The 26,446-nt window shown below is 61.5% G+C and carries 28 protein-coding genes and 2 pseudogenes; 10 read left to right on the top strand and 20 right to left on the bottom strand.

Annotated elements, in window-relative coordinates; genetic code table 11:
- Positions 1-8 precede the first annotated feature (8 nt).
- The 8 genes from AC1M2H_RS01460 (at position 9) to arnF (ending at position 8,015) form a co-directional block, all read left to right on the top strand.
- Positions 9-242 (top strand): hypothetical protein, encoded by a 234-nt coding sequence (locus AC1M2H_RS01460; protein ID WP_480150032.1) that lies wholly within the window; start codon positions 9-11, stop codon positions 240-242.
- A gap of 397 nt (positions 243-639) precedes the next feature.
- Entirely contained in the window at positions 640-1,779 is a 1,140-nt protein-coding gene (arnB, locus tag AC1M2H_RS01465) for a UDP-4-amino-4-deoxy-L-arabinose aminotransferase (protein ID WP_480150033.1), read from the top strand.
- Between the two features lies 1 nt (position 1,780).
- Positions 1,781-2,764 (top strand): undecaprenyl-phosphate 4-deoxy-4-formamido-L-arabinose transferase, encoded by a 984-nt coding sequence (arnC, locus tag AC1M2H_RS01470; protein WP_480150034.1) that lies wholly within the window; start codon positions 1,781-1,783, stop codon positions 2,762-2,764.
- The gene (arnA, locus tag AC1M2H_RS01475; RefSeq protein WP_480150035.1) at positions 2,761-4,746 is read left to right on the top strand and encodes a bifunctional UDP-4-amino-4-deoxy-L-arabinose formyltransferase/UDP-glucuronic acid oxidase ArnA; all 1,986 of its coding nucleotides are present in this window, start codon (positions 2,761-2,763) and stop codon (positions 4,744-4,746) included. Before arnC ends, arnA begins: the two co-directional genes overlap by 4 nt.
- Positions 4,743-5,645, top strand: coding sequence for a 4-deoxy-4-formamido-L-arabinose-phosphoundecaprenol deformylase (arnD, locus tag AC1M2H_RS01480; protein WP_480150036.1), 903 nt, complete (start codon positions 4,743-4,745; stop codon positions 5,643-5,645). Before arnA ends, arnD begins: the two co-directional genes overlap by 4 nt.
- Positions 5,642-7,297, top strand: a complete 1,656-nt coding sequence (arnT, locus tag AC1M2H_RS01485) for a lipid IV(A) 4-amino-4-deoxy-L-arabinosyltransferase (RefSeq protein WP_480150037.1) — start codon at positions 5,642-5,644, stop codon at positions 7,295-7,297. Before arnD ends, arnT begins: the two co-directional genes overlap by 4 nt.
- Positions 7,294-7,632 (top strand): 4-amino-4-deoxy-L-arabinose-phosphoundecaprenol flippase subunit ArnE, encoded by a 339-nt coding sequence (arnE, locus tag AC1M2H_RS01490; RefSeq protein WP_480150038.1) that lies wholly within the window; start codon positions 7,294-7,296, stop codon positions 7,630-7,632. Before arnT ends, arnE begins: the two co-directional genes overlap by 4 nt.
- Positions 7,632-8,015, top strand: a complete 384-nt coding sequence (gene arnF, locus AC1M2H_RS01495; protein ID WP_480150039.1) for a 4-amino-4-deoxy-L-arabinose-phosphoundecaprenol flippase subunit ArnF — start codon at positions 7,632-7,634, stop codon at positions 8,013-8,015. Before arnE ends, arnF begins: the two co-directional genes overlap by 1 nt.
- Position 8,016: 1 nt before the next feature.
- Here the strand turns inward: arnF and acpT are convergent, their stop codons facing one another.
- The 18 genes and pseudogenes from acpT to AC1M2H_RS01585 all read right to left on the bottom strand — a co-directional run bounded on the left by acpT (position 8,017) and on the right by AC1M2H_RS01585 (position 22,936).
- Positions 8,017-8,586: a 4'-phosphopantetheinyl transferase AcpT gene (gene acpT, locus AC1M2H_RS01500; RefSeq protein WP_480150040.1), complete on the bottom strand. Its 570-nt coding sequence runs from the start codon at positions 8,584-8,586 to the stop codon at positions 8,017-8,019.
- A gap of 1 nt (position 8,587) precedes the next feature.
- Complete coding sequence (locus tag AC1M2H_RS01505) at positions 8,588-9,817, bottom strand: beta-ketoacyl-ACP synthase (RefSeq protein WP_480150041.1); 1,230 nt, start codon at positions 9,815-9,817, stop codon at positions 8,588-8,590.
- Positions 9,814-10,545, bottom strand: coding sequence for a 3-ketoacyl-ACP reductase FabG2 (locus tag AC1M2H_RS01510; protein WP_480150042.1), 732 nt, complete (start codon positions 10,543-10,545; stop codon positions 9,814-9,816). Before AC1M2H_RS01510 ends, AC1M2H_RS01505 begins: the two co-directional genes overlap by 4 nt.
- Positions 10,542-11,018, bottom strand: coding sequence for a hotdog family protein (locus tag AC1M2H_RS01515; protein WP_480150043.1), 477 nt, complete (start codon positions 11,016-11,018; stop codon positions 10,542-10,544). Before AC1M2H_RS01515 ends, AC1M2H_RS01510 begins: the two co-directional genes overlap by 4 nt.
- The gene (locus AC1M2H_RS01520; protein ID WP_480150044.1) at positions 11,015-12,184 is read right to left on the bottom strand and encodes a beta-ketoacyl-[acyl-carrier-protein] synthase family protein; all 1,170 of its coding nucleotides are present in this window, start codon (positions 12,182-12,184) and stop codon (positions 11,015-11,017) included. Before AC1M2H_RS01520 ends, AC1M2H_RS01515 begins: the two co-directional genes overlap by 4 nt.
- A gap of 1 nt (position 12,185) precedes the next feature.
- Complete coding sequence (locus AC1M2H_RS01525) at positions 12,186-12,770, bottom strand: DUF3261 domain-containing protein (RefSeq protein ID WP_480150045.1); 585 nt, start codon at positions 12,768-12,770, stop codon at positions 12,186-12,188.
- Positions 12,767-15,091 carry an MMPL family transporter gene (locus AC1M2H_RS01530; RefSeq protein WP_480150046.1) on the bottom strand — a complete coding sequence of 775 codons (2,325 nt, stop codon included), beginning with the start codon at positions 15,089-15,091 and terminating at the stop codon, positions 12,767-12,769. The genes AC1M2H_RS01525 and AC1M2H_RS01530 overlap by 4 nt, the downstream gene beginning before the upstream one ends.
- Positions 15,060-15,665, bottom strand: coding sequence for a LolA family protein (locus AC1M2H_RS01535; protein ID WP_480150047.1), 606 nt, complete (start codon positions 15,663-15,665; stop codon positions 15,060-15,062). Before AC1M2H_RS01535 ends, AC1M2H_RS01530 begins: the two co-directional genes overlap by 32 nt.
- Positions 15,662-16,084 (bottom strand): acyl-CoA thioesterase, encoded by a 423-nt coding sequence (locus AC1M2H_RS01540; protein ID WP_426813854.1) that lies wholly within the window; start codon positions 16,082-16,084, stop codon positions 15,662-15,664. Before AC1M2H_RS01540 ends, AC1M2H_RS01535 begins: the two co-directional genes overlap by 4 nt.
- A 3-nt stretch (positions 16,085-16,087) precedes the next feature.
- On the bottom strand, positions 16,088-17,776 hold the full coding sequence (locus AC1M2H_RS01545) for a glycosyltransferase family 2 protein (RefSeq protein WP_480150048.1): 1,689 nt from the start codon (positions 17,774-17,776) through the stop codon (positions 16,088-16,090).
- A complete protein-coding gene (locus AC1M2H_RS01550; RefSeq protein ID WP_480150049.1) occupies positions 17,767-18,120 on the bottom strand; it encodes an ApeI family dehydratase in 354 nt (117 codons plus the stop codon). The genes AC1M2H_RS01545 and AC1M2H_RS01550 overlap by 10 nt, the downstream gene beginning before the upstream one ends.
- Positions 18,107-19,463: pseudogene (locus tag AC1M2H_RS01555) on the bottom strand (AMP-binding protein). Before AC1M2H_RS01555 ends, AC1M2H_RS01550 begins: the two are co-directional and overlap by 14 nt.
- On the bottom strand, positions 19,460-20,041 hold the full coding sequence (locus tag AC1M2H_RS01560) for a COG4648 family protein (RefSeq protein WP_480150050.1): 582 nt from the start codon (positions 20,039-20,041) through the stop codon (positions 19,460-19,462). Before AC1M2H_RS01560 ends, AC1M2H_RS01555 begins: the two are co-directional and overlap by 4 nt.
- 5 nt (positions 20,042-20,046) lie before the next feature.
- Positions 20,047-20,298: an acyl carrier protein gene (locus AC1M2H_RS01565; RefSeq protein ID WP_045853985.1), complete on the bottom strand. Its 252-nt coding sequence runs from the start codon at positions 20,296-20,298 to the stop codon at positions 20,047-20,049.
- Positions 20,299-20,308: 10 nt separating this feature from the next.
- Positions 20,309-20,566 (bottom strand): phosphopantetheine-binding protein, encoded by a 258-nt coding sequence (locus tag AC1M2H_RS01570; protein WP_041143069.1) that lies wholly within the window; start codon positions 20,564-20,566, stop codon positions 20,309-20,311.
- The gene (locus AC1M2H_RS01575) at positions 20,547-21,362 is read right to left on the bottom strand and encodes a lysophospholipid acyltransferase family protein (RefSeq protein WP_480150051.1); all 816 of its coding nucleotides are present in this window, start codon (positions 21,360-21,362) and stop codon (positions 20,547-20,549) included. Before AC1M2H_RS01575 ends, AC1M2H_RS01570 begins: the two co-directional genes overlap by 20 nt.
- Positions 21,362-22,081: a beta-ketoacyl synthase chain length factor gene (locus tag AC1M2H_RS01580; RefSeq protein ID WP_480150052.1), complete on the bottom strand. Its 720-nt coding sequence runs from the start codon at positions 22,079-22,081 to the stop codon at positions 21,362-21,364. Before AC1M2H_RS01580 ends, AC1M2H_RS01575 begins: the two co-directional genes overlap by 1 nt.
- Before the next feature lie 465 nt (positions 22,082-22,546).
- A complete protein-coding gene (locus AC1M2H_RS01585; protein ID WP_128876984.1) occupies positions 22,547-22,936 on the bottom strand; it encodes an LptM family lipoprotein in 390 nt (129 codons plus the stop codon).
- A 507-nt stretch (positions 22,937-23,443) separates the two neighbouring features.
- Here AC1M2H_RS01585 and AC1M2H_RS01590 point away from each other — a divergent pair.
- Positions 23,444-24,650 (top strand): annotated as a pseudogene (locus AC1M2H_RS01590) (MFS transporter); the annotation flags it as partial.
- 15 nt (positions 24,651-24,665) lie between these two features.
- Here AC1M2H_RS01590 and AC1M2H_RS01595 read toward each other — a convergent pair.
- Together AC1M2H_RS01595 and AC1M2H_RS01600 are read right to left on the bottom strand one after the other, a co-directional pair.
- Positions 24,666-25,223, bottom strand: coding sequence for a DcrB family lipoprotein (locus AC1M2H_RS01595; RefSeq protein ID WP_480150053.1), 558 nt, complete (start codon positions 25,221-25,223; stop codon positions 24,666-24,668).
- 73 nt (positions 25,224-25,296) lie between these two features.
- Positions 25,297-25,962 carry a 7-cyano-7-deazaguanine/7-aminomethyl-7-deazaguanine transporter gene (locus tag AC1M2H_RS01600; RefSeq protein WP_426813904.1) on the bottom strand — a complete coding sequence of 222 codons (666 nt, stop codon included), beginning with the start codon at positions 25,960-25,962 and terminating at the stop codon, positions 25,297-25,299.
- Between the two features lie 233 nt (positions 25,963-26,195).
- Between AC1M2H_RS01600 and tusA the strand changes: the two genes are divergently transcribed.
- Complete coding sequence (gene tusA / locus AC1M2H_RS01605; protein WP_095102993.1) at positions 26,196-26,441, top strand: sulfurtransferase TusA; 246 nt, start codon at positions 26,196-26,198, stop codon at positions 26,439-26,441.
- The last annotated feature ends 5 nt before the right edge of the window (positions 26,442-26,446 follow it).

The following is a 26,446-nucleotide window of genomic DNA, read 5'->3' on the forward strand; positions in this document are numbered from 1 at the left end:
GGAAAAGTATGATGCTTTTAATAATTCATCATACTTTAGGGGTGACTCAGATCAATCAATGGCCCAATAGTATAAGAAAATCATATAGACGCGGCGCCGGGAGCGATCCTGCGGCCCGGTCGGCGGAAGGGAGCGATGCGCCTGCGGCAACTCTTTTTATCCGCGGCGGTGGCGTCGATAATGACGCTATTATTCATTATCCTGCTAGCCAATTAGTCGCCGATTTTTTTGCAAACCTGTAATACCCCGGAAATAATTTTGTGATCTATGTAAAATTTCTTTCTTTGGTATCTGCGGGTAACATTTTATTTATTGTTTAACGGTTTAATGTTTGTTTAATTTACCGCGCTGTGCTCCCGGCCGCTGCCGATCCAGGAACTCAATCCTTGCCGCTTAAAACAGCCATCACAGTTAATAAATTTATTTATAAAACAACTGGTTGTATTGACGATCGCCAACTATATTAATTTCTTAATATTATCCTAAGCAACCCCGTCTAAATTAAATAACGGCAAATACCCTGCAATGAAAATGTCGCATTGAAAGAACTTCATTTTCATTTTGTTTAAGTCCGCTGGCGCAGGATATTTTTTTCTACCGGTCTGAGTTTGTTCGGGCCATATACAGAGCAGGAAAATGATGAGCGAATTTTTGCCGTTTTCGCGCCCGTCAATGGGTGACGCAGAGCTGGCCGCGCTGCGTGAAGTTTTGCAATCAGGTTGGATCACCACCGGGCCGAAAAATCAGGCGCTGGAAGAGGCCTTCTGCACGCTAACCGGCAACCGGCACGCGGTAGCGGTCAGCTCGGCTACCGGCGGCATGCACGTCACGCTGATGGCGCTGGGCATCGGCGCCGGCGATGAGGTGATCACCCCTTCGCAGACCTGGGTCTCGACCCTGAACATGATCTGTCTGCTGGGCGCGACGCCGGTGATGATCGATGTCGATCGCGATAACCTGATGATCACCGCTGACGCGGTTGAAGCGGCGATTACTCCCCGCACCCGGGCCATCGTTCCCGTACATTACGCCGGCGCGCCGGCGGATATCGACGCCATTCGCGCCGTTGGCGAGCGCCACGGCATCGCGGTGATTGAAGATGCCGCCCACGCGGCGGGGACGTACTACAAGGGCCGCCACGTCGGCAGCCGCGGTAGCGCCATCTTCTCCTTCCACGCGATTAAAAATATGACCTGCGCCGAAGGCGGGCTGGTCGTCACCGATGACGACGAGCTGGCTGCGCGCATCCGTAGCCTCAAATTCCACGGCCTTGGCGTTGATGCCTATGACCGTCAGACCCTCGGGCGGGCGCCGCAGGCGGAGGTGATCTCTCCGGGCTTCAAGTACAACCTGGCCGATATCAACGCCGCGCTGGCGCTGGTGCAGCTGGAGAAGCTGCCGCACGCCAACCAGCGTCGCGCCGACATCGCCCGCCGCTATCTGCGCGAGCTGGCGGATACCCCGTTCGCGCCGCTGCAGGCGCCGGACTGGGAGCATCAGCACGCCTGGCACCTGTTTATTATCCGCGTCGATGAAGCCCTCTGCGGCATTAATCGCGATGCCTTAATGGAGCAGCTGAAAGCTATGGGCATCGGCACCGGGCTGCATTTCCGCGCGGCGCATACGCAGAAGTACTACCGCGAGCGCTTCCCGACGCTGTCATTGCCGAATACGGAATGGAATAGCGCGCGCATTTGTTCACTCCCGCTGTTCCCGGATATGACCGATGACGATGTCACCCGCGTTATCTCCGCTCTGCGCCAGCTGTCAGGACGTTAATATGTTTACTTATCCTCCCGTGAAGAAGGTCTCGGTGGTCATCCCCGTTTATAACGAACAGGAGAGCCTGCCGGAGCTCATTCGCCGCACGGATAGCGCCTGCGCCACCCTTGGGCGCGAATATGAGATTCTGCTGGTCGACGACGGCAGCAGCGATGACTCCGCCCGCATGCTGACGGCGGCGGCCGAAGCCGAAGGCAGCCGCGTCGTGGCGGTGCTGCTGAACCGCAACTACGGCCAGCACTCGGCGATCATGGCGGGCTTCAGCCACGTCACTGGCGATCTGATCATCACCCTCGACGCCGACCTGCAAAACCCGCCGGAGGAGATCCCGCGGCTGGTCGAGAAGGCGGACGAGGGCTACGACGTGGTCGGCACCGTACGCCAGAACCGCCAGGATACCTTCTTCCGCAAAACCGCGTCGAAGATGATTAACCGCCTGATCCAGCGCACCACCGGCAAGGCGATGGGCGACTACGGCTGCATGCTGCGGGCCTATCGTCGCCATATCATCGACGCGATGCTCAACTGTCACGAGCGCAGCACCTTTATCCCGATCCTCGCGAACACCTTTGCCCGCCGGGCGGTGGAGATCCCGGTGATGCACGCCGAGCGCGAGTTCGGCGATTCCAAATATAGCTTTATGCGCCTGATTAACCTGATGTACGACCTGGTGACCTGCCTGACCACCACGCCGCTGCGCCTGCTCAGCGTTTTCGGCAGCGTCATCGCCCTGCTGGGCTTTGCCTTCTCGATCCTGCTGATCGTCCTGCGCCTGGTACTCGGCCCGCAGTGGGCGGCCGAAGGGGTGTTCGTGCTCTTTGCCGTGCTGTTTATGTTTATTGGCGCCCAATTCGTCGGCATGGGCCTGCTTGGGGAGTACATCGGCCGCATCTATAACGATGTGCGCGCTCGCCCCCGCTACTTTATTCAACGTGTTGTTCGTCAGCCGGAAACGGCATCTCAAGAGGAAGATCGTTCATGAAAGCCGTAGTCTTCGCTTATCACGATATGGGTTGCGCAGGTATTCAGTCCCTGCTGGACGCCGGGTATGACATTGCCGCTATTTTCACCCATCCGGATAACCCCGGCGAAAACCATTTCTTTGCTTCGGTGGCGCGTATCGCTGCGGAACAAGGCATTCCGGTGTGGGCGCCAGACGATGTTAATCATCCGCTGTGGATTGAACGTATCCGCGACATGAAGCCGGAGGTCCTGTTCTCCTTCTACTATCGCAACCTGCTGAGCGATGAGATCCTCAATCTTGCGCCGCAGGGCGCCTTTAACCTGCACGGCTCCCTGCTGCCGAAGTACCGCGGCCGGGCGCCGCTGAACTGGGTGCTGGTTAACGGAGAGAGCGAAACGGGGGTCACCCTGCACCGCATGATCGATCGCGCCGATGCCGGCGATATCATCGCCCAGCAGCCGGTGGCCATCGGGGCCGATGACGTGGCGCTGACCCTGCACCGCAGGCTGTGCGCGGCGGCGTCCGAGCTGCTGGGCCAGGCGCTGCCGGCGATCCGCGAAGGCAAAATCGACCCCCGCGCCCAGGATGAGAGCCAGGCGACCTACGTTGGCCGCCGCACGCCGGAGGATGGCCGTCTTGACTGGGAGCAGCCAGCCCAGGCGCTGCATAACCTGGTCCGCGCGGTATCCGATCCGTGGCCGGGCGCCTTCGGCTATGCCGGCGCCAACAAATTTATCGTCTGGACGTCCCGCGTCCGCAGCGATCTGCCGGCGGCGAAGCCGGGGACGGTGATCTCCACCGCGCCGCTGGTGGTGGCCTGCCGGGACGGGGCGCTGGAAATCGTCACCGGTCAGAGCGATCGCGGCGTCTATATTCAGGGTACCCAGCTGGCGCAGGCCCTGGGCCTGGTCGCCGGCGCGGTGCTGAGCAGCAAACCGGTGGTGGCGATTAAGCGCCGCACCCGCGTGCTGATCCTCGGCGTGAACGGGTTTATCGGCAACCATCTGACCGAGCGCTTACTGCAGGACGATAATTACGAAATCTACGGTCTGGATATCGGTTCTGATGCGATTAGCCGCTTCCTCGAGAATCCGCGCTTCCACTTCGTCGAAGGGGATATCAGCATTCACTCCGAATGGATTGAGTATCACATTAAGAAATGCGACGTGGTTCTGCCGCTGGTGGCGATCGCTACGCCGATTGAATACACCCGCAACCCGCTGCGCGTGTTCGAGCTGGACTTCGAAGAGAACCTGAAGATTATCCGCGACTGCGTGAAGTACGATAAGCGCATTATCTTCCCGTCGACCTCGGAAGTGTACGGCATGTGCACCGATAAAAACTTCGATGAGGACACCTCGAACCTGGTGGTGGGGCCGATCAACAAACAGCGCTGGATCTATTCGGTATCGAAGCAGCTGCTCGACCGCGTGATCTGGGCCTACGGCGATAAAGCCGCCCTGCGCTTCACCCTGTTCCGTCCGTTTAACTGGATGGGGCCGCGCCTGGATAACCTCAACGCCGCGCGCATCGGCAGCTCCCGCGCCATTACCCAGCTGATCCTCAACCTGGTTGAAGGCTCGCCGATTAAGCTTATCGAAGGCGGCAAGCAGAAGCGCTGCTTCACCGATATCAGCGACGGGATTGAAGCGCTGTTCCGCATCATTGAGAATAAAGACGGCCGCTGCGATGGGCAGATTATCAACATCGGTAACCCGGACAACGAAGCCAGTATTAAAGAGCTGGCGGAGATGCTGCTGGAGTGCTTCGAGCGCCATCCGCTGCGCGGCAGCTTCCCGCCGTTCGCCGGCTTCCGCGATGTCGAAAGCAGCGACTACTACGGTAAAGGCTATCAGGACGTCGAGCACCGCAAGCCGAGCATCCGCAACGCGAAGCGCTGCCTGAACTGGGCGCCGACGGTACCGATGGAGGAGACCGTCGAGCATACCCTCGACTTCTTCCTGCGCACCGTTGAACTGGCGGATGATAAGAGATCATGAAACAGGTCGGCTTACGCATAGATGTTGATACCTTTCGCGGCACGCGGGACGGGGTTCCGCGGCTGCTGAGCCTTCTGGCCCAGCACGGGATTCAGGCAAGCTTCTTTTTTAGCGTTGGGCCGGACAATATGGGGCGCCATTTATGGCGCCTGATAAAACCGAAGTTTCTGTGGAAGATGCTGCGCTCAAAGGCGGCCTCGCTGTACGGCTGGGACATTCTTCTGGCCGGTACCGCCTGGCCCGGACGGCGCATCGGCGCGGGCAATGAAGAGGTGCTGCGCGCGACGGCGCATGAGCATGAGGTGGGCCTGCACGCCTGGGATCACTACAGCTGGCAGGCGTGGAGCGGCGTCTGGCCGCAGTCGCGGCTGGTGCTGGAGGTTGAGCGCGGCCTGCTGGAGCTGGAGCGGATTATCGGCCGTCCGGTGACCTGCTCCGCCGTCGCCGGCTGGCGCGCCGACCAGCGGGTTATCAAAGCCAAAGAGTCCTTCGATTTTCTCTACAACAGCGACTGCCGGGGCAGCCGCCCCTTCCGGCCGCAGCTCGGCAGCGAGACGCTGGGGACCGTGCAGATCCCGGTGACGCTTCCCACCTGGGACGAGGCGGTCGGCAGCGTGGTGGATGCCGGCGGCTTCAACCGCTATCTGCTGGACTGCATTCATCGCGACGCGGGGGTTCCGGTCTATACCATTCACGCCGAAGTAGAAGGCATCGCCTTTGCGCAGCAGTTCGATGAGCTGCTGACGATGGCGGCGCGGGAAGAGATTCAGTTTTGTCCGCTGAGCCAGCTGCTGCCCGCTGATTTTAGCGTGCTGCCGGTGGGCAAGGTGGTACGCGGTGAACTGGCCGGCCGGGAAGGCTGGCTCGGGCGTGAACAATTATTGAGTTCGGACGTATGAAAAGCATTCGTTATGGCCTTTCCCTGCTGGCGCTCTTTGCCCTGTATTACATACTGCCGCTGAATTTCCGCCTGCTCTGGCAGCCGGACGAGACGCGCTACGCGGAGATCAGCCGCGAAATGCTGGCCTCCGGCGACTGGGTGGTGCCGCATTTCCTCGGGCTGCGCTACTTTGAAAAGCCGATTGCCGGCTACTGGATTAACAGCATCGGGCAGTGGCTGTTTGGCCACAATAACTTCGGCGTGCGCTTTGGCTCGGTCTTCTCCATCAGCGTGACCGCGCTGCTGGTGGCCTGGCTGGCGTGGCGAATCTGGCGCGATAAGCGGCTGGCGATCCTCTCCGGGGTGATGTTCCTCACCGCGCTGCTGGTCTACGGTATCGGCACCTATGCGGTGCTGGACCCGATGATCGCCATGTGGATGGCCCTCGCCATGTGCAGCTTCTGGGGCGCCGCTCAGGCGCAGACCCGGAAGGGCAAAATGGCCGGCTATCTTCTGCTGGGCGTGGCCTGCGGGATGGGGGTGATGACCAAAGGCTTCCTCGCGCTGGCGGTGCCGGTGGTGGGCGTACTGCCGTGGGTGATTGCGCGCAGGCGCTGGCGAGAAGTGCTGACCTGGGGCTGGCTGGCGGTGGGCGTCTGCGCGCTGGTGGTGCTGCCGTGGGGGCTGGCTATTGCCCAGCGCGAGCCGGACTTCTGGCGCTACTTCTTCTGGGTGGAGCATATTCAGCGCTTTGCCGAGCAAGACGCCCAGCATAAGGCGCCGTTCTGGTACTACATTCCGTTCCTGATGGCCGGAAGCCTGCCGTGGCTGGCGCTGCTGCCCGGGGCGCTGAAGCGCGGCTGGAGCGAACGCGACGACGCCCGCGGCGCGCTGTATCTGCTGGGCTGGGTGGTGATGCCGCTGCTGTTCTTCAGCATCGCCAGGGGCAAGCTGCCGACCTACATCCTGCCGTGCTTCGGGCCGCTGGCGATTCTGATGGCCCGCTATGCGCTGGAGGCGGCGAAAGCGGGGGCCAGGGCGCTGCGCATCAACGCCATGATCAACATCGGCTTCGGCCTGGCCGGCCTGCTGGCGGTGGCGGCGGTCTCGCCGTGGAGCTTTATGCACAGGCCGGTGTGGTCGCAGATTGAGCTGTATAAATGCCTGCTGGCGGCCCTGATCTTCGCGCTCTGGGCGCTGGTGGGCTGGCTGTCGATGAAGAATAGCGCCCGGCGCTGGCCGCTCGCCGCCTGCTGCCCGCTGGGGCTGGCGCTGTTGGTGGGCTTCGCTATTCCCGACCGGGTTATTGATAGCAAGCAGCCGCAGTTTATGGTCGATATCGTCGGCGAGTCGCTGGCGCCGAGCCGCTACGTGCTGACCAATAACGTCGGGATTGCCGGCGGCCTGTCGTGGGAGCTCAGGCGCAGCGATATCATCCTGTTCGATAAGCAGGGTGAGCTAAAATATGGTCTCGACTGGCCGGACGCGCAGGGCCGCTACCTAAGCGAGGGCGACTTTGCTAGCTGGCTGGAGACGCATCGTCAGCAGGGGCCGGTGTCGCTGGTTCTGCTGATGGATAAAGGGGAGAGCATGAACGATCTGCCGCTACCGAAACCCGATAGCTCCTATGAGCTAGGGCGGGTTGTGTTTATCCAGTATCTGCCGCAATGAGCATCTGGATCTGCCTAGCCCTCGCCAGCCTGCTGAGCTGCGCCGGGCAATTGTGCCAGAAACAGGCCACCCGCCCGTCGAAATCCGGACGGCGCGGACGGCATATTCTCGGCTGGCTGGGGCTGGCGCTGCTGGCGCTCGGCGGCGGAATGCTGCTGTGGCTGAGCGTGCTGCAGGCGATCCCGGTGAGCATTGCCTACCCGATGCTGAGCCTCAACTTCGTCTGGGTCACCCTCGCGGCGTGGGGCGTCTGGCGCGAGCCGGTGGCGCGCCGTCACTGGGTGGGGGTCGGGCTGATTGTCGTGGGGATCGTCATTCTCGGGAGCAGCGTCTGATGGGCTTAATCTGGGCGCTACTCAGCGTCGGGCTGGTCAGCGCCGCGCAGCTGCTGCTGCGCGGCGCGATGGTGGAACTGCCGCCGCTGACCGATCTGGTCGCGTTTATCAGCCACCTTGTCCATCTCCGGACCGGCACCTTCGGCCTGGCGCTGGGGCTGGGCGGCTATCTGCTGTCGATGGTGTGCTGGTACTTTGCGCTGCACCGCCTGCCGCTCGCCAAAGCCTATGCGCTGCTGAGCCTGAGCTACATTGTGGTGTGGGCCGCGGCGATCTGGCTGCCCGGCTGGCACGAGGCCTTCCGCTGGCGCGCGCTGCTGGGCGTGCTGCTTATCGTCGCCGGCGTGCTGACCATCTTCTGGCCGCTGAAGCGCAAAGCATAGCTTAGCCCAACCGTTCGACCTTGAGCTCGAACGGCGTCGGCGTGCAGACCGCGAGGCTGAGGTCGCCAAGCTGGAGCTGGCTGACCGACAGCCGGCCGCGGAAGGTGCTGTCGACGCTGGCGATCTGCCAGGCGCTGCCGCCGCGCTGCTTAACGATGGCCTCTTTACGCGTCCAGATGCGCCAGAACGCGGCCAGCTGCTGCTCCGGCCGTTCGGCCTCCAGCTGAGCGTGCTCGCCGGCGCTAAATACCGCATTGGCGATCCGACGCCAGTTTTCACGCGGGCGAATGACTTCAATATCGCAGCCCACTTCTCCCTCGTCGCTGAGCAGCAGCGCAATATCGTCGCCGCTATGGCTGAGGTTAAACCACAGCGGCGTCCCGTCAGCAAACCCCGGCTTGCCCTGTTCGGCGTAGATAATCTCGGGCAGCGGCGTCATCGCCTGGGAGAGCAGCGCGCGGCCGGCCAGCCAGCCGGCGCGGCGCGCTCCCTGCGGCGCGAGGGCGGAGATCGCCGGCGGCAGCGCCCGGGTGTTTAAGGTCGAAATTTTCCCCAGCAAAAGCCGATACATATCAGGACCAACGCTTAATGATGATGGACGTATTGATGCCGCCAAAGGCGAAGTTGTTGCTCTGCAGGTACTCGCAGTCGATCCTGCGCGCTTCACCCATGATGTAGTCGAGTTCGCCGCACTGGGGGTCCGGCTGACGCAGGTTGAGCGTCGGGGCGAACCAGCCTTCGCGCATCATCTGCAGGCTCATCCAGGCCTCCAGCGCCCCGCAGGCGCCAAGGGTATGGCCAAAATAGCTTTTCAAGGAAGAGATCGGCACGCGGCTGCCGAAGAGGGCGGCGCTGGCCCGGCTTTCGGCGATATCGCCGCGATCGGTCGCCGTACCGTGGGCCGAGATATAGCCGATATCTTCGGGGCGTAAACCGGCTATGCTGAGCGCCTGCGCCATGCAAATCTGCATCGTTTCCTGCTGCGGCTGGGTGATATGCGCGGCGTCGCAGTTGGTGGCAAAGCCGACGATTTCGCCGTAGATCGTCGCGCCGCGCGCTTTGGCGTGCTCCAGCTCTTCGAGGATCAGCGTGCCGGCGCCTTCGCCAATCACCAGGCCATCGCGGCGCTCGTCGAACGGCGAGGGGGTGGTTTTCGGCTCATCGTTGCGCTGGCTGGTGGCGAACAGGGTATCAAAGATGGCCGCTTCGGACGGACAGAGCTCTTCGGCGCCGCCGGCCACCATCACCGTTTGATAGCCGTGGCGGATGGCTTCCCAGGCGTAGCCGATGGCCTGGCTGCCGGAGGTGCAGGCGCTGGAGGTGGGGATCACCCGCCCGCGCAGGCCGAAGAAGAGCCCGGTGTTGACCGCGGTGGTGTGCGGCATCATCTGCACGTAGGTGGTGCCGGTAATGTTATTGGTATGCTTTTCCATCAGCATGGTGGCAAACTCGCTCACCGGGCCGGTGCTGCCGGTCGACGAGCCGTAGGCAATACCGGTTTCGCCGTTCGTCAGCACCGTTTCGCCAATCAGGCCGGCCTGCTCCAGCGCCAGCTCGCTGGCGCGGGTGGACATCAGCGATACCCGACCCATGGCGCGAATACGCTTGCGGGTATAGTGCTCCGGTAGGGTGAAATCGTCGATCGGCGCGCCGAGCAGGGTGTGCAGGCCATCGTAGATTTGCCATTCCGGCATCTTGCGCACGGCGTTCTCGTAGGCGAGCAGCCTGGTGGAAACGTCCTGCCAGTTTTCCCCAAAGGCGGTGACGCCGCCCATCCCTGTAATCACGACACGGCGTGTCATAACATACCTCCATTGATGGAAATAACCTGGCGGGTAACGTAACCCGCAATGTCGGACATTAAATAGCTGGCCAGCCCGGCCACTTCCTCCGCCTGGCCCATACGCTTCATCGGGATCAGCGCCATCGCCTCTTTCTGCGCGGCCTCTTCCATCTCGATCATCCCGGTATCAATCAGCCCCGGCGCAATGCAGTTGACGGTGATTTTGCGTTTCGCCAGCTCGATGGCCAGCGCCTTGGTGGCGCCGATAATGCCCGCCTTCGCCGCGCTGTAGTTGACCTGGCCGCGGTTGCCCATCACCCCGGAAACGGATGATAGGGTGACAATCCGCCCGCCCTGACGGGCGCCGATCATTGGCATAATGCACGGCTGAATGACGTTATAAAAGCTGTCGAGGTTGGTGTGGATAATGCAATCCCAGTCGTCGTCGCTGAGCGCCGGGAAGGCGCCGTCGCGGGCGATCCCGGCGTTGCTTACCACGCCGTACCACGGGCCGTGGGCGGCGATATCCTGCTCCAGCACCTCGCGGCACTGCTCGCGGTTGGCGACGTCAAAGCTCAGCACCCGCCCGCTGCCGCCGGCGGCCTGCAGGGTCTCGAGGGTTTTCCGCGCGCCCTCGGCGTCGCGATGGTAATGAACGCCGACGGTAAAACCGTCCGCCGCCAGCCGGCAGGCGATGGCGCGGCCGATGCCCTTGCTGGCGCCGGTCACTAATACTGAGCGACTCATGGTTTCTCTCCCTGATTAAAAAGCGTCGTTAACTCTTCGGCGGTGGGCTGGAAGGTATTCACCCGGCCGGTTGCCAGCGCCTCATCCCCGGCGCTGATGGCGCACTCGAAGCTGCCAAAGCGCGCGTCCTGCATCAGCAGGCTGACGCTGATGGTCAGCGTCTGGTCGGCGGGCAGAATCCCGGCGGCGCAGGTCAGCTCTCTGGCGCCGAGCACCATGCCGAGCGCAATAGTGCTTTTCCCCTGCCGATGACGATGCCAGCCCGACCAGACACCGACGGTCTGCGCCATCAGCTCCAGCGCGAACCAGCCGGGCAGGTTGCCTTCGGCGTCAAGAAACGGCCCCAGTACGCCGCCGCTGGTGACGGCAACACGGCAAACGGCGGTTTCATCAGTGACCTCCAGCACCTCTTCCAGCAGCAGCATCGGCGCGTCGTGCGGCAGATAGTCGCCGGGCGATAAATAGTGGTTCATAACACTCTCCCGAGCAGAATGCTGGCGTTATTGCCGCCAAAGGCAAACGAGTTGGACAGGATAGTCGGACGGGCCAGCGGCTGCGTTTTATCGATAATGCCGCAGGCGGGCAGCGCCGGGTCGCGCGGCGAGAGGCTGAAATCCTGCGCGGGCAGCGGCAGGCTGCGCTGCAGAATCAGCATAGAGATTGCCGCCTCGGTAATCCCCGCCGCGCCCAGCGTATGGCCGGTCAGATGCTTGGTAGAGCTGCACGGCACCCGCTCGCCAAACAGCGCGCTGACGACCTGCGACTCCACCAGATCGTTAAGCGGCGTCGCGGTACCGTGCAGGTTGATGTAGCCCACCGCGTCGGCGGAGATACCGGCGTCGTCGAGCGCCTGGCGAATGGCGCGGATGGCTCCTTCCCCCTGCGGATGGGGGGCCGAAATATGGTGCGCGTCGCTGGACTCGCCCACGCCGAGCAGGGCGACGGGCTGCGGCTCGCGGGTCAGCAGCATCAGCGCCGCCCCTTCACCGATCGTAATCCCGCTGCGGTCGCGGCCGAAGGGCTGGCACAGCGTTGTGGAGAGGGATTCCAGGCTGTGGAAGCCGTTTACCGGCATTCGGCTGAGGGTGTCGGCGCCGCCGACAATCGCTACGTCCGCGAGGCCGGCCTCAATCAGCCGCCGCCCGCTGATTATCGCGCGGGCGCTGGAGGAGCAGGCGGTGGAAAGGGTAAACGCCGGGCCGTCGAGATCCAGCCAGCGGCTGAGAAAGCGCGACGGGTCGCCTAGCTCCTGCTGCGGGTAGTGCCAGGCCGCGCTCGCTTTTGCATTGAGGGTTAAGTCCACGTGCCTGTCGCCCTCATCGAGCCCGGAGGTGCTGGTACCGAGCACTACCGCTACACGGTCGCGGCCGTAGCGGGCGATAGAGTCGTCCACCTGCGGCTGAATCTGCGCCAGCGCCGCCAGCAGCAGCTGATTGTTGCGCGAACGGTGGGCGGCAAACGCGTCGCCTATGGCGGGCAGCTCGCCGTCAACGCCGCCGAGCACCGCCTGCGGCTGCCCCTGCAGCCAGCCGGCGCGCGGGCGCATACCGGGGGCGATGCCGCGCGTCAGGTTGCAGGCTATCTCGTCGAGGCTGTTGCCCAGCGCGTTGATCATGCCGACAGCGGAAATGTAGATCATCTCAGTCGCCCAAATATTGAATGGTGATGTGGTAGCCGAAGGCCCGCTGCTGAATGCTGATGGGCTCGCGGCGTCCTTTGCGGTTCAGGTAGGTGATTTCCGTCACCAGACTGCCGCGGGCGTTGCGCAGTTCGCGCCTGTCGCCGGCGTCGGTCAGCGTCCAGCCTTTCGGCAGCTGCGGCTGCCAGGCCGCTATCGGCCAGTGGCTGAGCATCACGTCGGCCAGCACCTGGCCGGCGGGCGGCATCTGCGGCACCACGATCGACTGTTCGGTATGCACGCCTTTCTCATCATAGGTAACGAGGAACAGGCGAATGCTCACCGATGAGAGCCCGGCCAGCGTCAGCTTTTGCGCATCGGCGTTGAGCATCACCAGCAGCGACTGGGTCTGGCCGTTAAAGCTGCCGGTCAGCAGCTGCTGCGAGCTGAGGGCCGGCGAGATGCCCGGCGCCGGGAGCGTCACGCGGGTGCCCGGCTCCAGCCACGCCTGCGGGCGGCCCTGCTGCGCCTTCTGCGAATGGCCGCAGCCGGCAAGGGCTAAGGTGGCGATCAGCGCGAGGGCGCGGCCGAATCTGAATTTGATCATCTTCTTTTTTTCCCTTTTTTGCCGGGCATCGCCAGAGGCGATAGCAGGAAGGCGGTGAAAATCCCGCTAACCAGCACGATGCCAAAGCTGGCGATCGCCTGGGTTGAGCTAAATACCAGCATGCCGAGGGTCAGCAGCGTGGTCATCATGGCCAGGCTGACGGCCAGCAGCGAGGTTAGCGGCGTGCCGCGCGGATTGCTGAAAAACAGCGTGTAGTTGATGCCGACTCCGAGCACCAGCACCAGCGCCAGCAGTGAAAACAGGTTGAGCGTATGGCCGCTGAGGGAGAGCGCCGCGAGGCCGCAGCCTAACGAGAGTACCGACGGCACGAGGCTGATAAGCCCTTTGCGCCAGCCGAGGCGCAGAACGGCTCCGCAGGCGATGGTGGCCAGCGCAATGCCCAGCAGCCCGGTCAGCAAATGGCGATAGAGGGCGAAAAGCTCGTCGAACGCGCTTTTTCTGTCGACCCACGCCACGCCGCTATATTTTGCGCCGAGGGCCTTCAGCGCCGGGCTCGCCTTCACGCCGTCAACCGGCACCAGTACGCCGCTCTCGCCGTCCTGCAGGGTTATCCACAGCAGGCGCCAGCCTTCGCTAGCCGGGCTGGCAAGCCAGGCTTCCACGCTGACCGGCATGGGACTGAGGTCCGGATTGATCGCCTGCAGCCCGGCGCTTTGCAGCACATGGCTCACCGCCGGGGAGGCCGCCTTCAGCAGCGCCAGATCCTGACGCTGGCGGGCCAGAGAGTTCAGCGGGATCGTCCGGTAGCCGTTGAGCAGGCCCTTATTTTTCGCCTGTTCCAGCGCGGGGACAAAGGTTTCCAGCCGCTCCAGCGTCTGCTGCGGCGTCCGCCCGTAGACCACGAACCACTTCTGATCGGCGCCCTGGCCAGTTAAGGTCGCGATGGTCTTTTCCTGCGCCAGCAGAGGCTGCGGCAGCGCCTGCAGTTGGGAAATATCGTCATCGACGCGCAGGGTGGCGATCCCCGCCAGAGAGAGCAGCGCCAGAATGACCGGCAGGCCGATGGTGAGCTTTTTATTGCGCCGCCACGCCGCCAGCCAGCGCAGCATCAGGACCATCGCCGGCACCGGGCGCACCGGCAGGCCGCGGGAGAGCAGCGGGTGCCAGAAAATAACCGTCAGGCAGGAGGCGCTGAGCCCGGCGGCGGCGAATACCGACATCTGGCGAATGCCGGGGAAGGGCGCGAGCATCATGATCAAATAAGCTACGACGACCGTCAGCAGCGCCAGCAGCAGCGCGTTGCGCACCTTGGCGAGGCTTTGCCACGGCGTGACCTCGCCGCCGTGTACCATCCGCTCGGTCAGGTAGTAGAGCGTGTAGTCGGCGGAAATACCGATAATGCTCATGCTCATTACCAGCGTCATCAGGTGCAGCTCGCCGAACAGCAGCAGCGTGGCGACGGTGCCCGCCAGCGCGCCGATGCCGATGGAGATCAGGCTCAGGATCAGCGGGCGCAGCGAGCGAAAGACCGCGACGATGAGCAGAATAACGCCGAGGATGGTGGCGACGCCGAGGGTTGAGATATCCCGTTTTGCCTGCTGGCTGGCGTAGTCGCTGTAAAATACCGTGCCGCGCGAGAGCAGCCGAGCCTGCGGATAGCGGGCCTTGAGCTCCGCCTCCAGGCCGGAGAGGGTGGTCACCAGGCGATGGGTTTGCTGCATATCAAACGACGGCCCCGCCAGCTCGCCGTGCAGCAGATACCACTGGTTGCCCTGCTTATCCTCGGTCACCAGCCAGCCATCCTTCAGCTGCATACGCTGGCCGTTTTTCGCCATCGCCAGCTGCGAGCCGCGCATCAGCATCAGCGGGTCATTTTGCAGCTCTTTGCCGCTGACCCCGGAAAACGCGGAATAGAGCTGGGAGAGGATCCACTGCGCCTGGGCTTCGCCGCCGTTTTGCAGGCGGGCGCGGGTGGCATCGTCAATCAATCCGTTGCGGTGCTGCCAGAAAAAAGCGCCCCAGGCCTGCTGGCCGGCGGCATCCATCGGGCCTTTCACCGTCGCCAGCGCGCGGGAACTCTGCAGCAGACTGAGCCACTCGCGGGCCACCTGCGGGTCGGCCTGCCTGCCGGGGCTCACCAACCAGACCAGCTGCCGGTCAAGGCGCTGCATAAAGCCCTCATTGAGGCTCGGAGGAACGGCGCCCAGCGTCTGCTTCGGCAGCATCGCCAGCACGCTGCTGTTCATCCGCGACTGGGGCAGCAGCGTCAGCAGCACGCCCAGCATCACCAGGCAGGCGAACCCCCACAGCAGCGCGAAGCTCCTGCGGTTACCGTGCAGCAAATCGTTGGCGTTCGTCATCGGTTAGTTGTGCTGGCGTAAGTTGATGTTGAGAAAGGGTGATATCGGTGCGGTCGCCCTGCTTATCGTTCAGCTGAATATGTTCCAGATAGGTCTGCCCGTCGAGATCGATGGTGGCGAAGATTTTATCCAGCGGCGTGGCTATCGGCGTCAGGCGCAGCGTCCAGCGGCCTGCGCCCGCATCGCTGAATTCAACGCGGAAGTTCTGCTCCAGCACCCGGCGGTCGGCCTGGAACAGCGCCCGCAGCAGATGGTTGAACTGGAACATCTGCGGGTTGCTGTCGGCGGTGATGACCTGCGGCGGCTGGCCGTTAATCGCCTGCACCATGCGCCGGTCGTCGAGCAGCAGCTGCATCGGGAACGGCCGGGTTTGATCCCACAGCAGGCCCTTATCGCGGGCGATCAGCATCGTTCCCTGGGATTGCAGCGGCTGCGGCAGATCCTTGATGGTGCGGGTTTGATCGAAGCGGGCGCGGATAACCGGCTGCTCGGTGAAGCGCTGCTGCAGGTCGTCGAGCGTCAGCGCGCTGACCAGCGGGCTAATGAGCAGCATCAGCAGGGGCCAGAGTTTCATGGCATGACCCCCATACGTTCAAACAGAACGTCCGGGCAGACGAAGCTCATTTCCCGGCTTTTCTCCTCCACCGCCACCTGAATGGTGTAGCCGGTGGTGGTCCGTTTGCCGCTGGCCGCGTCAACGATCTCATAGCCAATGCGCAGCCGGTTCTCGTACTCTTCGAGGCGGGCGCGTACGCGAAAGCGCTGCTCAAAGGTCAGCACGTCACGGTACTTGACGCGGGTGTCGACGACCGGCCACAGGTAGCCGGACTCCTTCATCTGCCGGTAGCCGTAGTCGAACTGATTGAGCAGCGCCTCGCGGGCAATCTCGAAGTAGCGGAAGTAGTTGCCGTGCCACACCACGCCCATCATATCGACGTCGTGAAACGGGACGGTCAGCTCTACCTCAGCAGTAAAACGGGGATCGTTCAGCACCCTTTACTCCTTCTCTTTGGCGTCTGGCAACTGCCAGAAATCGAAAAAATTGAACCAGTCCAGCGGTGAGCGCAGGGCGTAGTGCTCGAGGCGGCTGGCGTAGCGATCGACCGCGTGTTGTATCGCCTCCTCGCGCCCGTCGCGCGGCAGGATCAGCGGGTCGGCGAAGGGTTCGCAATGAATGTGCAGCTTGTCCTGCTGGCGGAGGGCGAAGATGAGCTGCACCGGACAGCGCAGAACCGATGCCAGAATAAACGGCCCCTGCGGGAACGGCGCCGGCTGGCCCATAAACGGGCTCCAGCAGACGCGCCACGTGCCGCCACGCTGGGGCGTCACCGCGATGCGGTCGCCGACGATCGCAATCCATTCTCCGCGCTCCAGCTTCTCTTTCAGCAGGATGGCGGTATCCGGACCGATATCGGTTACAGGCATCAGGTTCAGCCCGGCCTGCGGCGCCATCTCCTGCATGATTTGCTTAAAGCGGCGGGCGTTGTCGCTAAACACCAGCGCGTTGATGGTTTTGGTACCCTGCAGCTGCGCCAGCGCCCGGCAGGCTTCGACGTCGCCAAGATGCGAGGCCAGCAGCAGCTTGCCCCCAGGGGCGCTGCTGTGCAGCGTTTCCTGCGCGCCCGGCGCAAAAACCACGTCGCGATCGAAGCGGAGCTCACCGCGCCAGCCGGCGATTTTATCGAGCATCGCATGGCCAAAGCGCAGAAAGTGGCGATAGCTGTTCAGCGCAGGCAGCGGCTGCTGCCGGGCGATAAGCTGCGCCCGCACGCGGGAGAGCCAGTTCCGGGAGGCCCGGCGGGCGCGGTGCGCGCTGAGCCAGTAAACGGCGACTACCGGGTAGAGCAGCAGCGAAAACGCTTTGCGCCCCAGCAGACGCCAGACCAGCAGCATCAGGCGCATGCCCCACAGCCCTTTGACCTCCTCCTGCCGCGCCCAGTGTACGGGGGAGCGGCGCAGCAGCAGGGAGGGGATGCGCGGCAGCATGCCGAGGAACAGGCGGGTATGCATCCAGGAGATGCGGCAGTTATCCCTGAAGGCGTCAAAGTGAGAGAGCCCGTCCGGCGGATAGGTGACGCGCGTCGGCACAAAATAGCTGGGGTTGCCCTGCCAGTAGAGGCGGACCATCACTTCGGTATCAAAATCCATGCGCTGGCCGAGGGCGACGCGCTGCGCCAGGCGCAGCGTCGGCGCTATCGGGTAGACGCGAAACCCGCACATGCTGTCTTTCAGCTGCAGCGATAGCGTTTCGATCCACACCCAAACGTGCGTTATCCAGCGTCCGTAGAGTCGCGAGCGGGGAATGGAGTCGTCGTAAATCGGCTGGCCGGAAATCAGCGCCGCCGGATGGCTGCGGGCCAGCTCGAGCAGCTGCGGAATATCTTCGATGGCGTGCTGGCCGTCGGCGTCAACCTGCACGGCGTGGCTATAGCCGGCTTCGGCGGCGACCTGCAGGCCGCGGATCACCGCGACTCCTTTGCCGGCGTTTTCGTGCAGCCGAATCAGCGTGAGGTTCGGCTCCTGGGCCGCCAGCTCGCTAAGCCGTAGGCGGGTCTCCTCGCCGCTGCCGTCGTCCACCACAATGCAGGGCAGGCCGAACGGCTGCAGCCGGGCCAGCACGCGCGCCATCATTGCCCCGTGGTTGTAGCAGGGGATCACCACGCAGGGGCGGAAGGTTAGCGACACAGGCGAATCTTCCCGTTGCTGGCGGTATGGCGCGCCTCGCCGTCGTGGCGCTGATAGCTAAAGGTCAGTATCTGGCGCGCTTCCTGCCAGCTCAGGGCCAGCGTGACGGTGGTCTCCGGCAGCAGCGGCGCCTGGAATTTGACGTTTTGAATGCTGTGAAAGCGCCAGCCCGGCGCCAGCAGCGTAGTGGCGTAATGCATCGCCCAGTCGAGCTGCGCGACGCCGGGCAGCAGCGGCTGTACGGCAAAATGGCCGCCGAACCAGAAGAGGTTAGGGTCGAGGTGCAGGACGATTTCAACCTGCTGCGGCTGTGCCTGATGGCGCTCTATTTCATGGGGTATCATGAAAAAACTCCTGTAGTTGCGCATAGACACGCTTGTTCATACTGTTGACCGGGATGTCGTCAATCACGCGCCAGTAGCGGGGAAGCGCCACCGGTTCCAGCGTCGGGCGCAGCGCCTGGCGCCACTGGCGCTCAAGGGTTTTGCCCTCGAGCTGCCAGCGCTGACGGGTCTGCGCATCCAGCACCAGCAGCGCGCCAATCCCCTGGCGATCGCCGCGGGTGACCGGCAGAGCGGCCGCTTCGCGGATCCCTGGCAGGTTCAGGAGCCTGAGCTCTATTTCGCTGAGCGAAATCCGCTTCTCTTCAATTTTGACCACCCGCCCACGCCGTCCGGTCAGGCGGAACTGGCCGTTAGCGGTAAACTCCAGGGTATCGTCGATTAACAGCCCGTCTTCATCGGCGATAAGCGGTGAAAACAGGCGAAAAGATTCCCCCTGTTGCAGCAGCCTGATGCCGGCAAAGGGCTGCCAGGCCGCCGCTTCCTGGCGCCGCGAACGCCAGGCGATCACGCCGGTTTTGGTGCTGCCGTAAATTTCGTCCGTCCAGACCTTCAGCCAGTCGGCCGCCCGGGCGACATCTTCCGCGGGAAGCCGGCCGCCGGCGGAGAGAATGAGCTCTACCGGCGGCGGCGTCAGATGGGGATCGAGGCGTTTCAAAAACGCCGGGCTGCTGATGAACGCATAGCGGTAGCGCTGGCTCAGGGCGCTACCGCTATGCGTAAAAGAGCATCGCCGCGTGGAGCGGCAGGCCAAGGGCCATCGGCAGAAAGATGCGGAAGGTAAGCCCGTAGAGGTGCTGGGGCACCACCGAGGCGACGATGCGGCAGCCCTCAAGGCGGGTCGCAAAGCGCGCGGCCAGCAGTTCGGCCTCGCGGTCAAGATGGGCGATCGGTTTGATAACCCGCTTCGGCTTTCCGGTTGAGCCTGAGGTAAACAGCTCGACGCAGGCCTCCTCGGCGATGCTTTGCAACGTGCCGGGCTCCGCCATCGCGCGCCGCGCGCTGCCGATGACCAGCGAGGGTCCGTGCCAGTCGAGGGGCCTGTCGCTGAGTACGCCGTCAAACAGCGTCCGCTGCTCGTTCAGCAGCGAGCTGCGGCTATGTCCTGGGATCACCGGGATTTTATACGCGTGCAGGGTAGCCAGCAGCGCGACGAGAAACAGATAGCTGTCCTCAAAGCACAGCGCCCAGCGTTCGGCGTCGTGCTGTTGCAGCCGCTCGACCCACAGCGCCACGTCGTTGCGCAAATGGCCCAGGGTCCATGTTTGTTCATCCAGCCAGGCGATCGGCGTGTCCGACGGGCGCGAAGCGTCCAGCCAGCACGCCAGGGAGAGAGGCGCTATCATGACGATTCTCGCTTTATCATCCGCCGGCGCACCAGCCACTCTGCGGCCATCAGCGCGCCGATCAGCAGATAGGCAATCATGCCGTTCCATGCCGTCCATAGCGCCATATCGCCATACAGCGCGGTAAAGAGCGCCATGCTGCCGTTAAGAATAAAGAGGCCGCACCAGATTTGCGTCACCCGGCGGGTGTAGCGTACGCCGGCCGCGGAAAGCTGCGGGTCGCGCAGGCGCGCCAGCCGCTCAACGACCGGCATCGCGGACCACAGCGAGCCGCCGAAAACGGCAAGCATCACGGCGTTGACCACCAGCGGATAAAACAGCAGCAGCTGGTGCGTTTTTAGCAGATAGCTGGCGGTGCACAGTGCAATACCCGCCAGCGCCACCAGCCGGGTTACGGCGCGCAGCGGCCCCGCCTGTCGCCGGGTCTGGCGAAAGCGTAATAGCAAAATCAGCGTCATCAAGGGAAGCAGCCAGTGCAGGCTGTTGTGCGCGAGGCCCAGCCAGATTAAAAACGGCCAGGCCAGCAGGAGCAGGCTCGTCAGCAGCTGTATGCTCTTTGATGAAGGGGCGCCCGACATGCGGGTCAGGCTTCTCGGGACAAGCGTTCAACCGCATCAACCACGTCCTGTACGGTACGCACGGCCTTAAACTCTTCCGGCTTTATCTTTTTGCTGGTCTTCTTTTGCAGATGGACGATCATGTCGACGGCATCAATGCTGTCCAGCTCGAGATCTTCGTACAGACGTGCTTCCGGGCGGATCTCCTGCGGGTCAATTTCAAACAGCTTAACCAGAAGCGCCGAGACTTCTGCATAAATATCATGTGACTCAGTCATGGGGCGTGCCTCAGGTACGTTGAGCGTGGATGAACGCGGCCAGGGTCGCGACGGAGTAGAAGTGCTGGCGCATCTCGTCACTTTCGGCGGAAAGCACCACGCCGTAGCGGTTTTTGACCGCCAGTCCGAGCTCCAGGGCGTCAATGGAGTCGAGGCCGAGGCCGTCGCCAAAGAGCGCCGCGTCGGCGTCGATGTCGTCAGCCGACAGCTCTTCCAGATTCAGCGTGTTGATGATGAGATTTTTCAGTTCAAGATAGAGCGCTTGCATCATTAATTCCTGAAGTAGGCGTAGTACCTGATTGTAATTGAAGCAAAATATGCCGATTTAGCTGTCTTGCTGCCAGCGACGGTTCTTGTGAGTTTTCGTCGTAAAATTGGGCGATCGGCACCCGCTCGCCTACCTCGATGGTAAAGAGAGGCCTGGTCGCCGGCGCATCGTACCATTTACTGTTTTTGCCCAGCATATGTTCGCTGCAGCGAATGACCACTACGCGCAAATCGCTGGCGCAGCGCACGGCAATATTGGCCGCACCGCGCTGAAGGACCATCGGTTCGCCCGGCAGGGTGCGGGTTCCCTCAGGGAAAATTAAAATGGTATCGCCCTGCTGCAGCCGCTGCCGGCTGGCAGGCAGTAGCGCATCGGCCTGATCGTTAATTAAATAGTCCGCCGCTCGGATCACGCCGCCGACGAACGGGTTTTTCAGGAGGGCGCTTTTTACCAGGCAGTCGGTTTCGGGCATGATCGAAGCCAGCATCACGTAGTCGATCAGGCTTGGATGGTTAGCCACCACCAGGCATCCGCGCTCCTGGCGCAGGAGATCGTCGCCCACGATCCGGTAATCCAGCACCCCGACGGCTTTGACCACCGTTAAGAAGAGGCGAAAGCTGGCCGAGATGCTGCGTCGCGCCAGGCGACGGCGGCGAGATTTATCTCGGATCGCCACCAGCAACAGGTTAAACCAGACCACGGACAACAGCAGCCCGCCCAGGCCGAACAGCGCGAAGCAGACGCCGGTCATCAGCCCGCGCCAGGCGCGGTTGATGCGTGACAGAAGGCCGTTCATTAGCGGCTCCACTGCCACTGCAGGCGCTCGCCGGCGAGGGTAAAGGCCGGGTTCTCCTGCAGATAGTGGCGTAAAAACTGCAGGCTCTGCGGTAGCTCCGCCTCTTCGCCCGGCGCGGCGCGCTGCGTCGAGCAGCGCCACTCTTCGCCTGCTTCGATAACCAGCGCGAGCGCGTAGGGCCAGGTCGGCATCGCGGGGGGAAGATACGGGTGATAAAACTCCGGGAGATGACCGTCGAAATCGACCATCAGCACGCGCTGATAACCCGCCTGCAGCAGGCACATCGCTTCGCACAGCCCCTGCTGGAAGGTATCCCGCCCGGCGGAGAGCGAAGAGGAGACGACCGGCCTTTGGGCAGCAATGGTCAGGTTACCGACCGCTGAATTGTGTACGGAGAGCGCGAAGTCGGTAGGGGAGAGCGCCTGCTCCGTCGCCAGCGCGTGCAGGATGCGGTAGTTGCGTTCAAGCTCGCCGTGGCGGCTGGTGTACAGCACGGCATCGATGGGATGGCGGCGCAGCATCGCCAGCCCACACTCAACGGCCAGCCTGCTGCCGGAGCTGAGTCGTCTGGCGGTCATCATCGGCAATTCGCTGAGCTTTGCCTGAGGCGCCGCCGGATCGATGGCGTGCGAAAGCCGTGACCACTGCTGCCACTGCGTCGTTTCGCTAAGTCCTGGGGCTCTGCCCTGCCAGTCAATTATGTTTAGTGCAAATTTCATCAACGCGAGTCCGCGGTAAATCGGTGATTCCGGTAGCGATTTTAACGCGACCTTGTTATTTTTCTGCTGGCCTGCCAATACAGTATGACCGGCGCCAGGTTATCGGGCAGCGCCGCTGCCCGCATTATTTGCCGATCGATTTCGCGTATTTTCGATATTTTCGCGCATCAGTGCAATTTATTGTGACAAATCTAAGAGCATGAGCCGAATATTTTCATCGTTCTGCCCGCGGGCCGACGCGCATTGTCTGCGGTGCCAACCGCATATCGTACAGGGCGGTTCGCGAATACATAGGATAATGCCGAATCAAATGGCGGCCCGGCATATCCCGCGCGCCTTCAGGCGATTGCCGGCTGGCGTTAGCGGGATGATGCCGATATAGCGCCGGGCGCTATATTCCTCTTTAGGGGTAAGAAAACGACCTGTTCCTAAATCACTTCGTGCCGGAGCGCGGGGAGCGAACGCTTACAGGGCGCTTCCCGCCGCCAAATTAACCTGGATGTCTTTATCCAAATTATGTACCCAGCGGTTATAGTTTTTATGGATTTCACCGCCGGAGGCCATCAGGTTGAGGCTGCTGACGTAATGAATGGAATAACCGGTTGCGGAATAGTTAATTTGCACTTCAGCGACGTGATCGCGCGCCTGCTGGCGGGCTTTGATAATACCCGGCGCCGTTTCCGACATTATCCACTGGCGCTGTACGCCGGCTCTGAGAATAGCGTTTTTTACCTGAGCATCGGTATGACCTGCGCTGACCGTTGTCTGAATTTGTTCGATGGGCGCCGTACGGGCGCAGCCTGCCAATGTCCCGATAACGGCAATAGCCGCCAGCCACTTAACAACCTTTTTCATGAACGCTTCCTGTCGAATTATGGGTTATATGATGAGATGCCCAATGCTAAGAATAATTAATATCAGTCTCACCGGGCCGGAATTATGTCCCAGGTAAATATCTCGCGCGTTTCCGTTTTGACGTCGGGCGAGAAGGGTTTTCATCATAAAGCATAGAGCGCGAGGTCACCAGCGGTAATGAGTAATGATGATGGATTTCAGACGTTTAAAATTTCCTTTGAGAGCCTAAAGTTCACAAAAATTATACAATCATCGCTATTCTTCACCATCAAATTAATCAGTCGGCTTATTCAGTTATATCATTCACATCGTTTAATAATAAGCAAACTATTACCCGGCTATATAATGGGGGCATTATATCCTGGCGCTCAGAACGCAGGGGAGTTCAGCTTTATTCCCCTGACTGCGTGACGGAAAGCGTAAATCAATATTCTGTTCTGGTAGCTGCTTTTCAATGGATGACATGGTAATAGTGAAAAACTGAGTGGTATAAATCTGGTGAGCCCAATGCCCGAACCCGTTGCCGAAACGGCGCTTAGCGGATTCCGCCTCAATCTGCGGATTGTCTCGGTGGTTATTTTTAATTTTGCCAGCTACCTGACGATCGGCCTGCCGTTGGCGGTACTGCCTGGCTATGTCCATGAGGTGATGGGGTTTAGCGCTTTCTGGGCCGGGCTGGCGATCAGCCTGCAATACTTCGCGACCCTCCTGAGCCGCCCTCATGCCGGACGCTACGCCGATCTGCTGGGGCCGAAAAAAATTGTGGTGTTTGGTCTATGCGGCTGCCTGCTTAGCGGGTTGTGTTACCTGCTCGCTGCGGGCGCAAGCGGCTGGCCGATTTTAAGCCTGGCGCTGCTGTGCCTTGGCCGCGTAATCCTTGGTATTGGTCAAAGCTTCGCCGGCACCGGTTCGACGTTATGGGGCGTTGGGGTTGTCGGATCGCTGCATATCGGCCGGGTCATTTCGTGGAATGGTATCGTCACCTACGGGGCAATGGCGATGGGTGCGCCGCTCGGCGTACTGTGCTTCTCCTTTGGCGGGCTTTATGGGCTGGCGCTGACCATTATGCTGGTGGCGCTGACCGCTATTCTTTGCGCGCTGCCGCGGACCCCGGTTAAGGCAATGAAAGGCAAAGCGATGTCGTTTCGTGCGGTGCTGAGCCGGGTCTGGCCGTACGGAATGGCCCTGGCGCTGGCTTCCGCAGGCTTTGGCGTGATCGCCACCTTTATTACCCTGTTTTATGACGCCAAAGGCTGGGACGGCGCGGCTTTTGCGCTGACGCTGTTCAGCTGCGCGTTTGTCGGTACGCGGCTGCTTTTCCCCAACGGTATTCATCGCCTCGGCGGGCTGAACGTGGCGATGCTGTGCTTTGGCGTTGAGCTTATTGGGCTGCTGCTGGTCGGAGTAGCGGAGACGCCGCTGGTGGCTAAAGCGGGAACCTTCCTTACCGGCGCCGGCTTTTCGCTGGTATTTCCGGCGCTTGGCGTGGTGGCGGTTAAGGCAGTACCGCAACAAAATCAGGGCTCGGCGCTGGCGACCTATACGGTGTTTATGGATCTCTCGTTGGGGCTTACCGGACCGTTAGCCGGACTGCTGATGACGTGGGCGGGGATATCGACAATTTATCTGGCCGCGGCGGGGTTGGTGGCGATAGCCCTACTGCTGGGATGGCGGCTAAAAAAAATGGCCCCCGATGGCGACACCGGAGGCCATAACGTCTGACCGCGAATTACTGAATGGTCAGGGTATTGATGATGTTTTCCGCCGCGGTTTGCGCCTGCTGCTGGTTGTCTGCCGGCAGAGTGATCTGCAGGGTCAGCAATTTATCATCCACCTTGCCGAGAAGAACCGAAGACCAGGCGGTCTGTCCTTTGGCGGAGATGATGCTGTCCAGCTGCTGCAGGGTGTGGCCTTTGATCTCAATCGATTTATTGGTCACGACCTGCAGCTGCGGATCGCGGCTGCGCTGCTGCTCTTCCAGGCGCTGAGCCAGTACGGTTAAATCTTCATTGGTGCTGTCGCCGACAATCACGATCACCGCTTTCTGACCTGTTACATCAGAATAGACGTGCATGTTGTTGGCCTGGGTACCGAGCTTACCGCTCTGGTCGGTCATCCCCGCGGGCAGGGAGAAGGTCAGCTTGCCGTCCAGCAGGCTCACGGTTTGCCCGCTGGCGTTGCTTTCAGCCGCAGCCCCTTCGGTTGGCGCTTTTGAATCGCTGTTATCACAGGCCGCAAGGCCTATAACCAGCAGGCCAATACCGACATATTTAACCAAATTGCGCATTGACATCTTCCTTTCGATAAACGGCCATTAACGGCTCATGCGCTTATCTTATCACATCAGTCTGTGAGTACTCTTAACCTGGCTGCATTGCGGACAAATCAGATTTATCCGCCATTTTTTTCAGCAGCATATTCAACAACATGCCGTACATCGGTAGGAAGAATACGATGCTAATCAGCACCTTGAAACAGTAGTCGACGGTGGCGATTTCTCCCCAGTGGGCTGCCATAAAGGGGTCCGGGCTGCGCCAGAAGGCGATAAAGAAAAAGGCCAGGGTGTCGCTGACGTTGCCAAACAGCGTGGAGGCGGTGGGCGCCAGCCACCAGCGGCGATTTTGCCGCAGGCGGTTAAAGACGTGGACGTCGAGGATCTGCCCCAGCGCATAGGCCATAAAGCTGGCGACCGCGATACGCGCCACGAACAGGTTGAAGTGCGTGAGCGCGGCAAAGCCCTGCCATTCGCCCATATAAAACAGGGCAGAGACGCCGTAGGAGATCAGCAGCGCCGGGACCATCACCGCGAGGATGATGCGTCGCGCCAGCGGCGCGCCAAAAATGCGTACCGTCAGATCGGTGGCGAGGAAAATAAACGGAAAGCTGAACGCGCCCCAGGTGGTATGGAAACCAAAAATGGAGATCGGGAGCTGCACCAGATAGTTGCTGGAGGTGATCACCAGCAAATGGAATAGCGATAGCCAGACCAGCGCTTTTTTACGCTGTACGGTAGTAAAGGGATTCATATTGTGACCTTTTTATGCCCGTTATCCTTCAGGCTGCAGAGGCGTCGCCGCTGGTCTACAACACGAATGAGTGAGGGACTGAAATTTGGGGTGAGGGAACCCAATTAAAAACGGCTGCATGATACTGCGTTACGGACGTAATGCAACGGTTGTTTTTCGCGCAAACGTTAACCTGGCTTGCGTCGCGTGCGGGGGGCGGTAAACTAGGGCCGTTTTGTTGACGTGAGATGATAATGAGCGAACTTTTTTCCACTCCTGACCACACTTTGGATGCCCAGGGTCTACGCTGCCCGGAGCCGGTAATGATGGTGCGCAAGGCCGTGCGCACGATGCCGGTGGGCGAGACATTGCTGATTATCGCCGACGATCCGGCGACAACCCGCGATATTCCCGGTTTTTGCCGGTTTATGGAGCATGAGCTGGTTGCCCAGGAGATTAGCGCTCTGCCTTACCGCTATCTGATTCGCAAAAACCACTGAGCTCC

Source organism: Klebsiella sp. F11 (genome assembly GCF_056712265.1).

Excerpts from the sequence above, each read along its gene's own strand:
- AC1M2H_RS01600 (WP_426813904.1), bottom strand. The coding sequence starts at position 25,962 with ATGAATCCCTTTACTACCGTACAGCGTAAAAAAGCGCTGGTCTGGCTA.
- AC1M2H_RS01575 (WP_480150051.1), bottom strand. The coding sequence starts at position 21,362 with ATGAACGGCCTTCTGTCACGCATCAACCGCGCCTGGCGCGGGCTGATG.
- arnC (WP_480150034.1), top strand. The coding sequence starts at position 1,781 with ATGTTTACTTATCCTCCCGTGAAGAAGGTCTCGGTGGTCATCCCCGTT.
- AC1M2H_RS01525 (WP_480150045.1), bottom strand. The coding sequence starts at position 12,770 with ATGATCAAATTCAGATTCGGCCGCGCCCTCGCGCTGATCGCCACCTTA.
- tusA (WP_095102993.1), top strand. The coding sequence starts at position 26,196 with ATGAGCGAACTTTTTTCCACTCCTGACCACACTTTGGATGCCCAGGGT.
- AC1M2H_RS01535 (WP_480150047.1), bottom strand. The coding sequence starts at position 15,665 with ATGAAACTCTGGCCCCTGCTGATGCTGCTCATTAGCCCGCTGGTCAGC.
- arnA (WP_480150035.1), top strand. The coding sequence starts at position 2,761 with ATGAAAGCCGTAGTCTTCGCTTATCACGATATGGGTTGCGCAGGTATT.
- acpT (WP_480150040.1), bottom strand. The coding sequence starts at position 8,586 with ATGTATCGGCTTTTGCTGGGGAAAATTTCGACCTTAAACACCCGGGCG.
- arnF (WP_480150039.1), top strand. The coding sequence starts at position 7,632 with ATGGGCTTAATCTGGGCGCTACTCAGCGTCGGGCTGGTCAGCGCCGCG.
- AC1M2H_RS01505 (WP_480150041.1), bottom strand. The coding sequence starts at position 9,817 with ATGACACGCCGTGTCGTGATTACAGGGATGGGCGGCGTCACCGCCTTT.
- AC1M2H_RS01530 (WP_480150046.1), bottom strand. The coding sequence starts at position 15,091 with ATGACGAACGCCAACGATTTGCTGCACGGTAACCGCAGGAGCTTCGCG.
- AC1M2H_RS01510 (WP_480150042.1), bottom strand. The coding sequence starts at position 10,545 with ATGAGTCGCTCAGTATTAGTGACCGGCGCCAGCAAGGGCATCGGCCGC.
- AC1M2H_RS01595 (WP_480150053.1), bottom strand. The coding sequence starts at position 25,223 with ATGCGCAATTTGGTTAAATATGTCGGTATTGGCCTGCTGGTTATAGGC.
- AC1M2H_RS01460 (WP_480150032.1), top strand. The coding sequence starts at position 9 with ATGATGCTTTTAATAATTCATCATACTTTAGGGGTGACTCAGATCAAT.
- AC1M2H_RS01570 (WP_041143069.1), bottom strand. The coding sequence starts at position 20,566 with ATGCAAGCGCTCTATCTTGAACTGAAAAATCTCATCATCAACACGCTG.
- AC1M2H_RS01585 (WP_128876984.1), bottom strand. The coding sequence starts at position 22,936 with ATGAAAAAGGTTGTTAAGTGGCTGGCGGCTATTGCCGTTATCGGGACA.
- AC1M2H_RS01560 (WP_480150050.1), bottom strand. The coding sequence starts at position 20,041 with ATGTCGGGCGCCCCTTCATCAAAGAGCATACAGCTGCTGACGAGCCTG.
- AC1M2H_RS01520 (WP_480150044.1), bottom strand. The coding sequence starts at position 12,184 with ATGATCTACATTTCCGCTGTCGGCATGATCAACGCGCTGGGCAACAGC.
- arnB (WP_480150033.1), top strand. The coding sequence starts at position 640 with ATGAGCGAATTTTTGCCGTTTTCGCGCCCGTCAATGGGTGACGCAGAG.
- arnT (WP_480150037.1), top strand. The coding sequence starts at position 5,642 with ATGAAAAGCATTCGTTATGGCCTTTCCCTGCTGGCGCTCTTTGCCCTG.
- AC1M2H_RS01565 (WP_045853985.1), bottom strand. The coding sequence starts at position 20,298 with ATGACTGAGTCACATGATATTTATGCAGAAGTCTCGGCGCTTCTGGTT.
- arnE (WP_480150038.1), top strand. The coding sequence starts at position 7,294 with ATGAGCATCTGGATCTGCCTAGCCCTCGCCAGCCTGCTGAGCTGCGCC.
- arnD (WP_480150036.1), top strand. The coding sequence starts at position 4,743 with ATGAAACAGGTCGGCTTACGCATAGATGTTGATACCTTTCGCGGCACG.
- AC1M2H_RS01550 (WP_480150049.1), bottom strand. The coding sequence starts at position 18,120 with ATGATACCCCATGAAATAGAGCGCCATCAGGCACAGCCGCAGCAGGTT.
- AC1M2H_RS01580 (WP_480150052.1), bottom strand. The coding sequence starts at position 22,081 with ATGAAATTTGCACTAAACATAATTGACTGGCAGGGCAGAGCCCCAGGA.
- AC1M2H_RS01515 (WP_480150043.1), bottom strand. The coding sequence starts at position 11,018 with ATGAACCACTATTTATCGCCCGGCGACTATCTGCCGCACGACGCGCCG.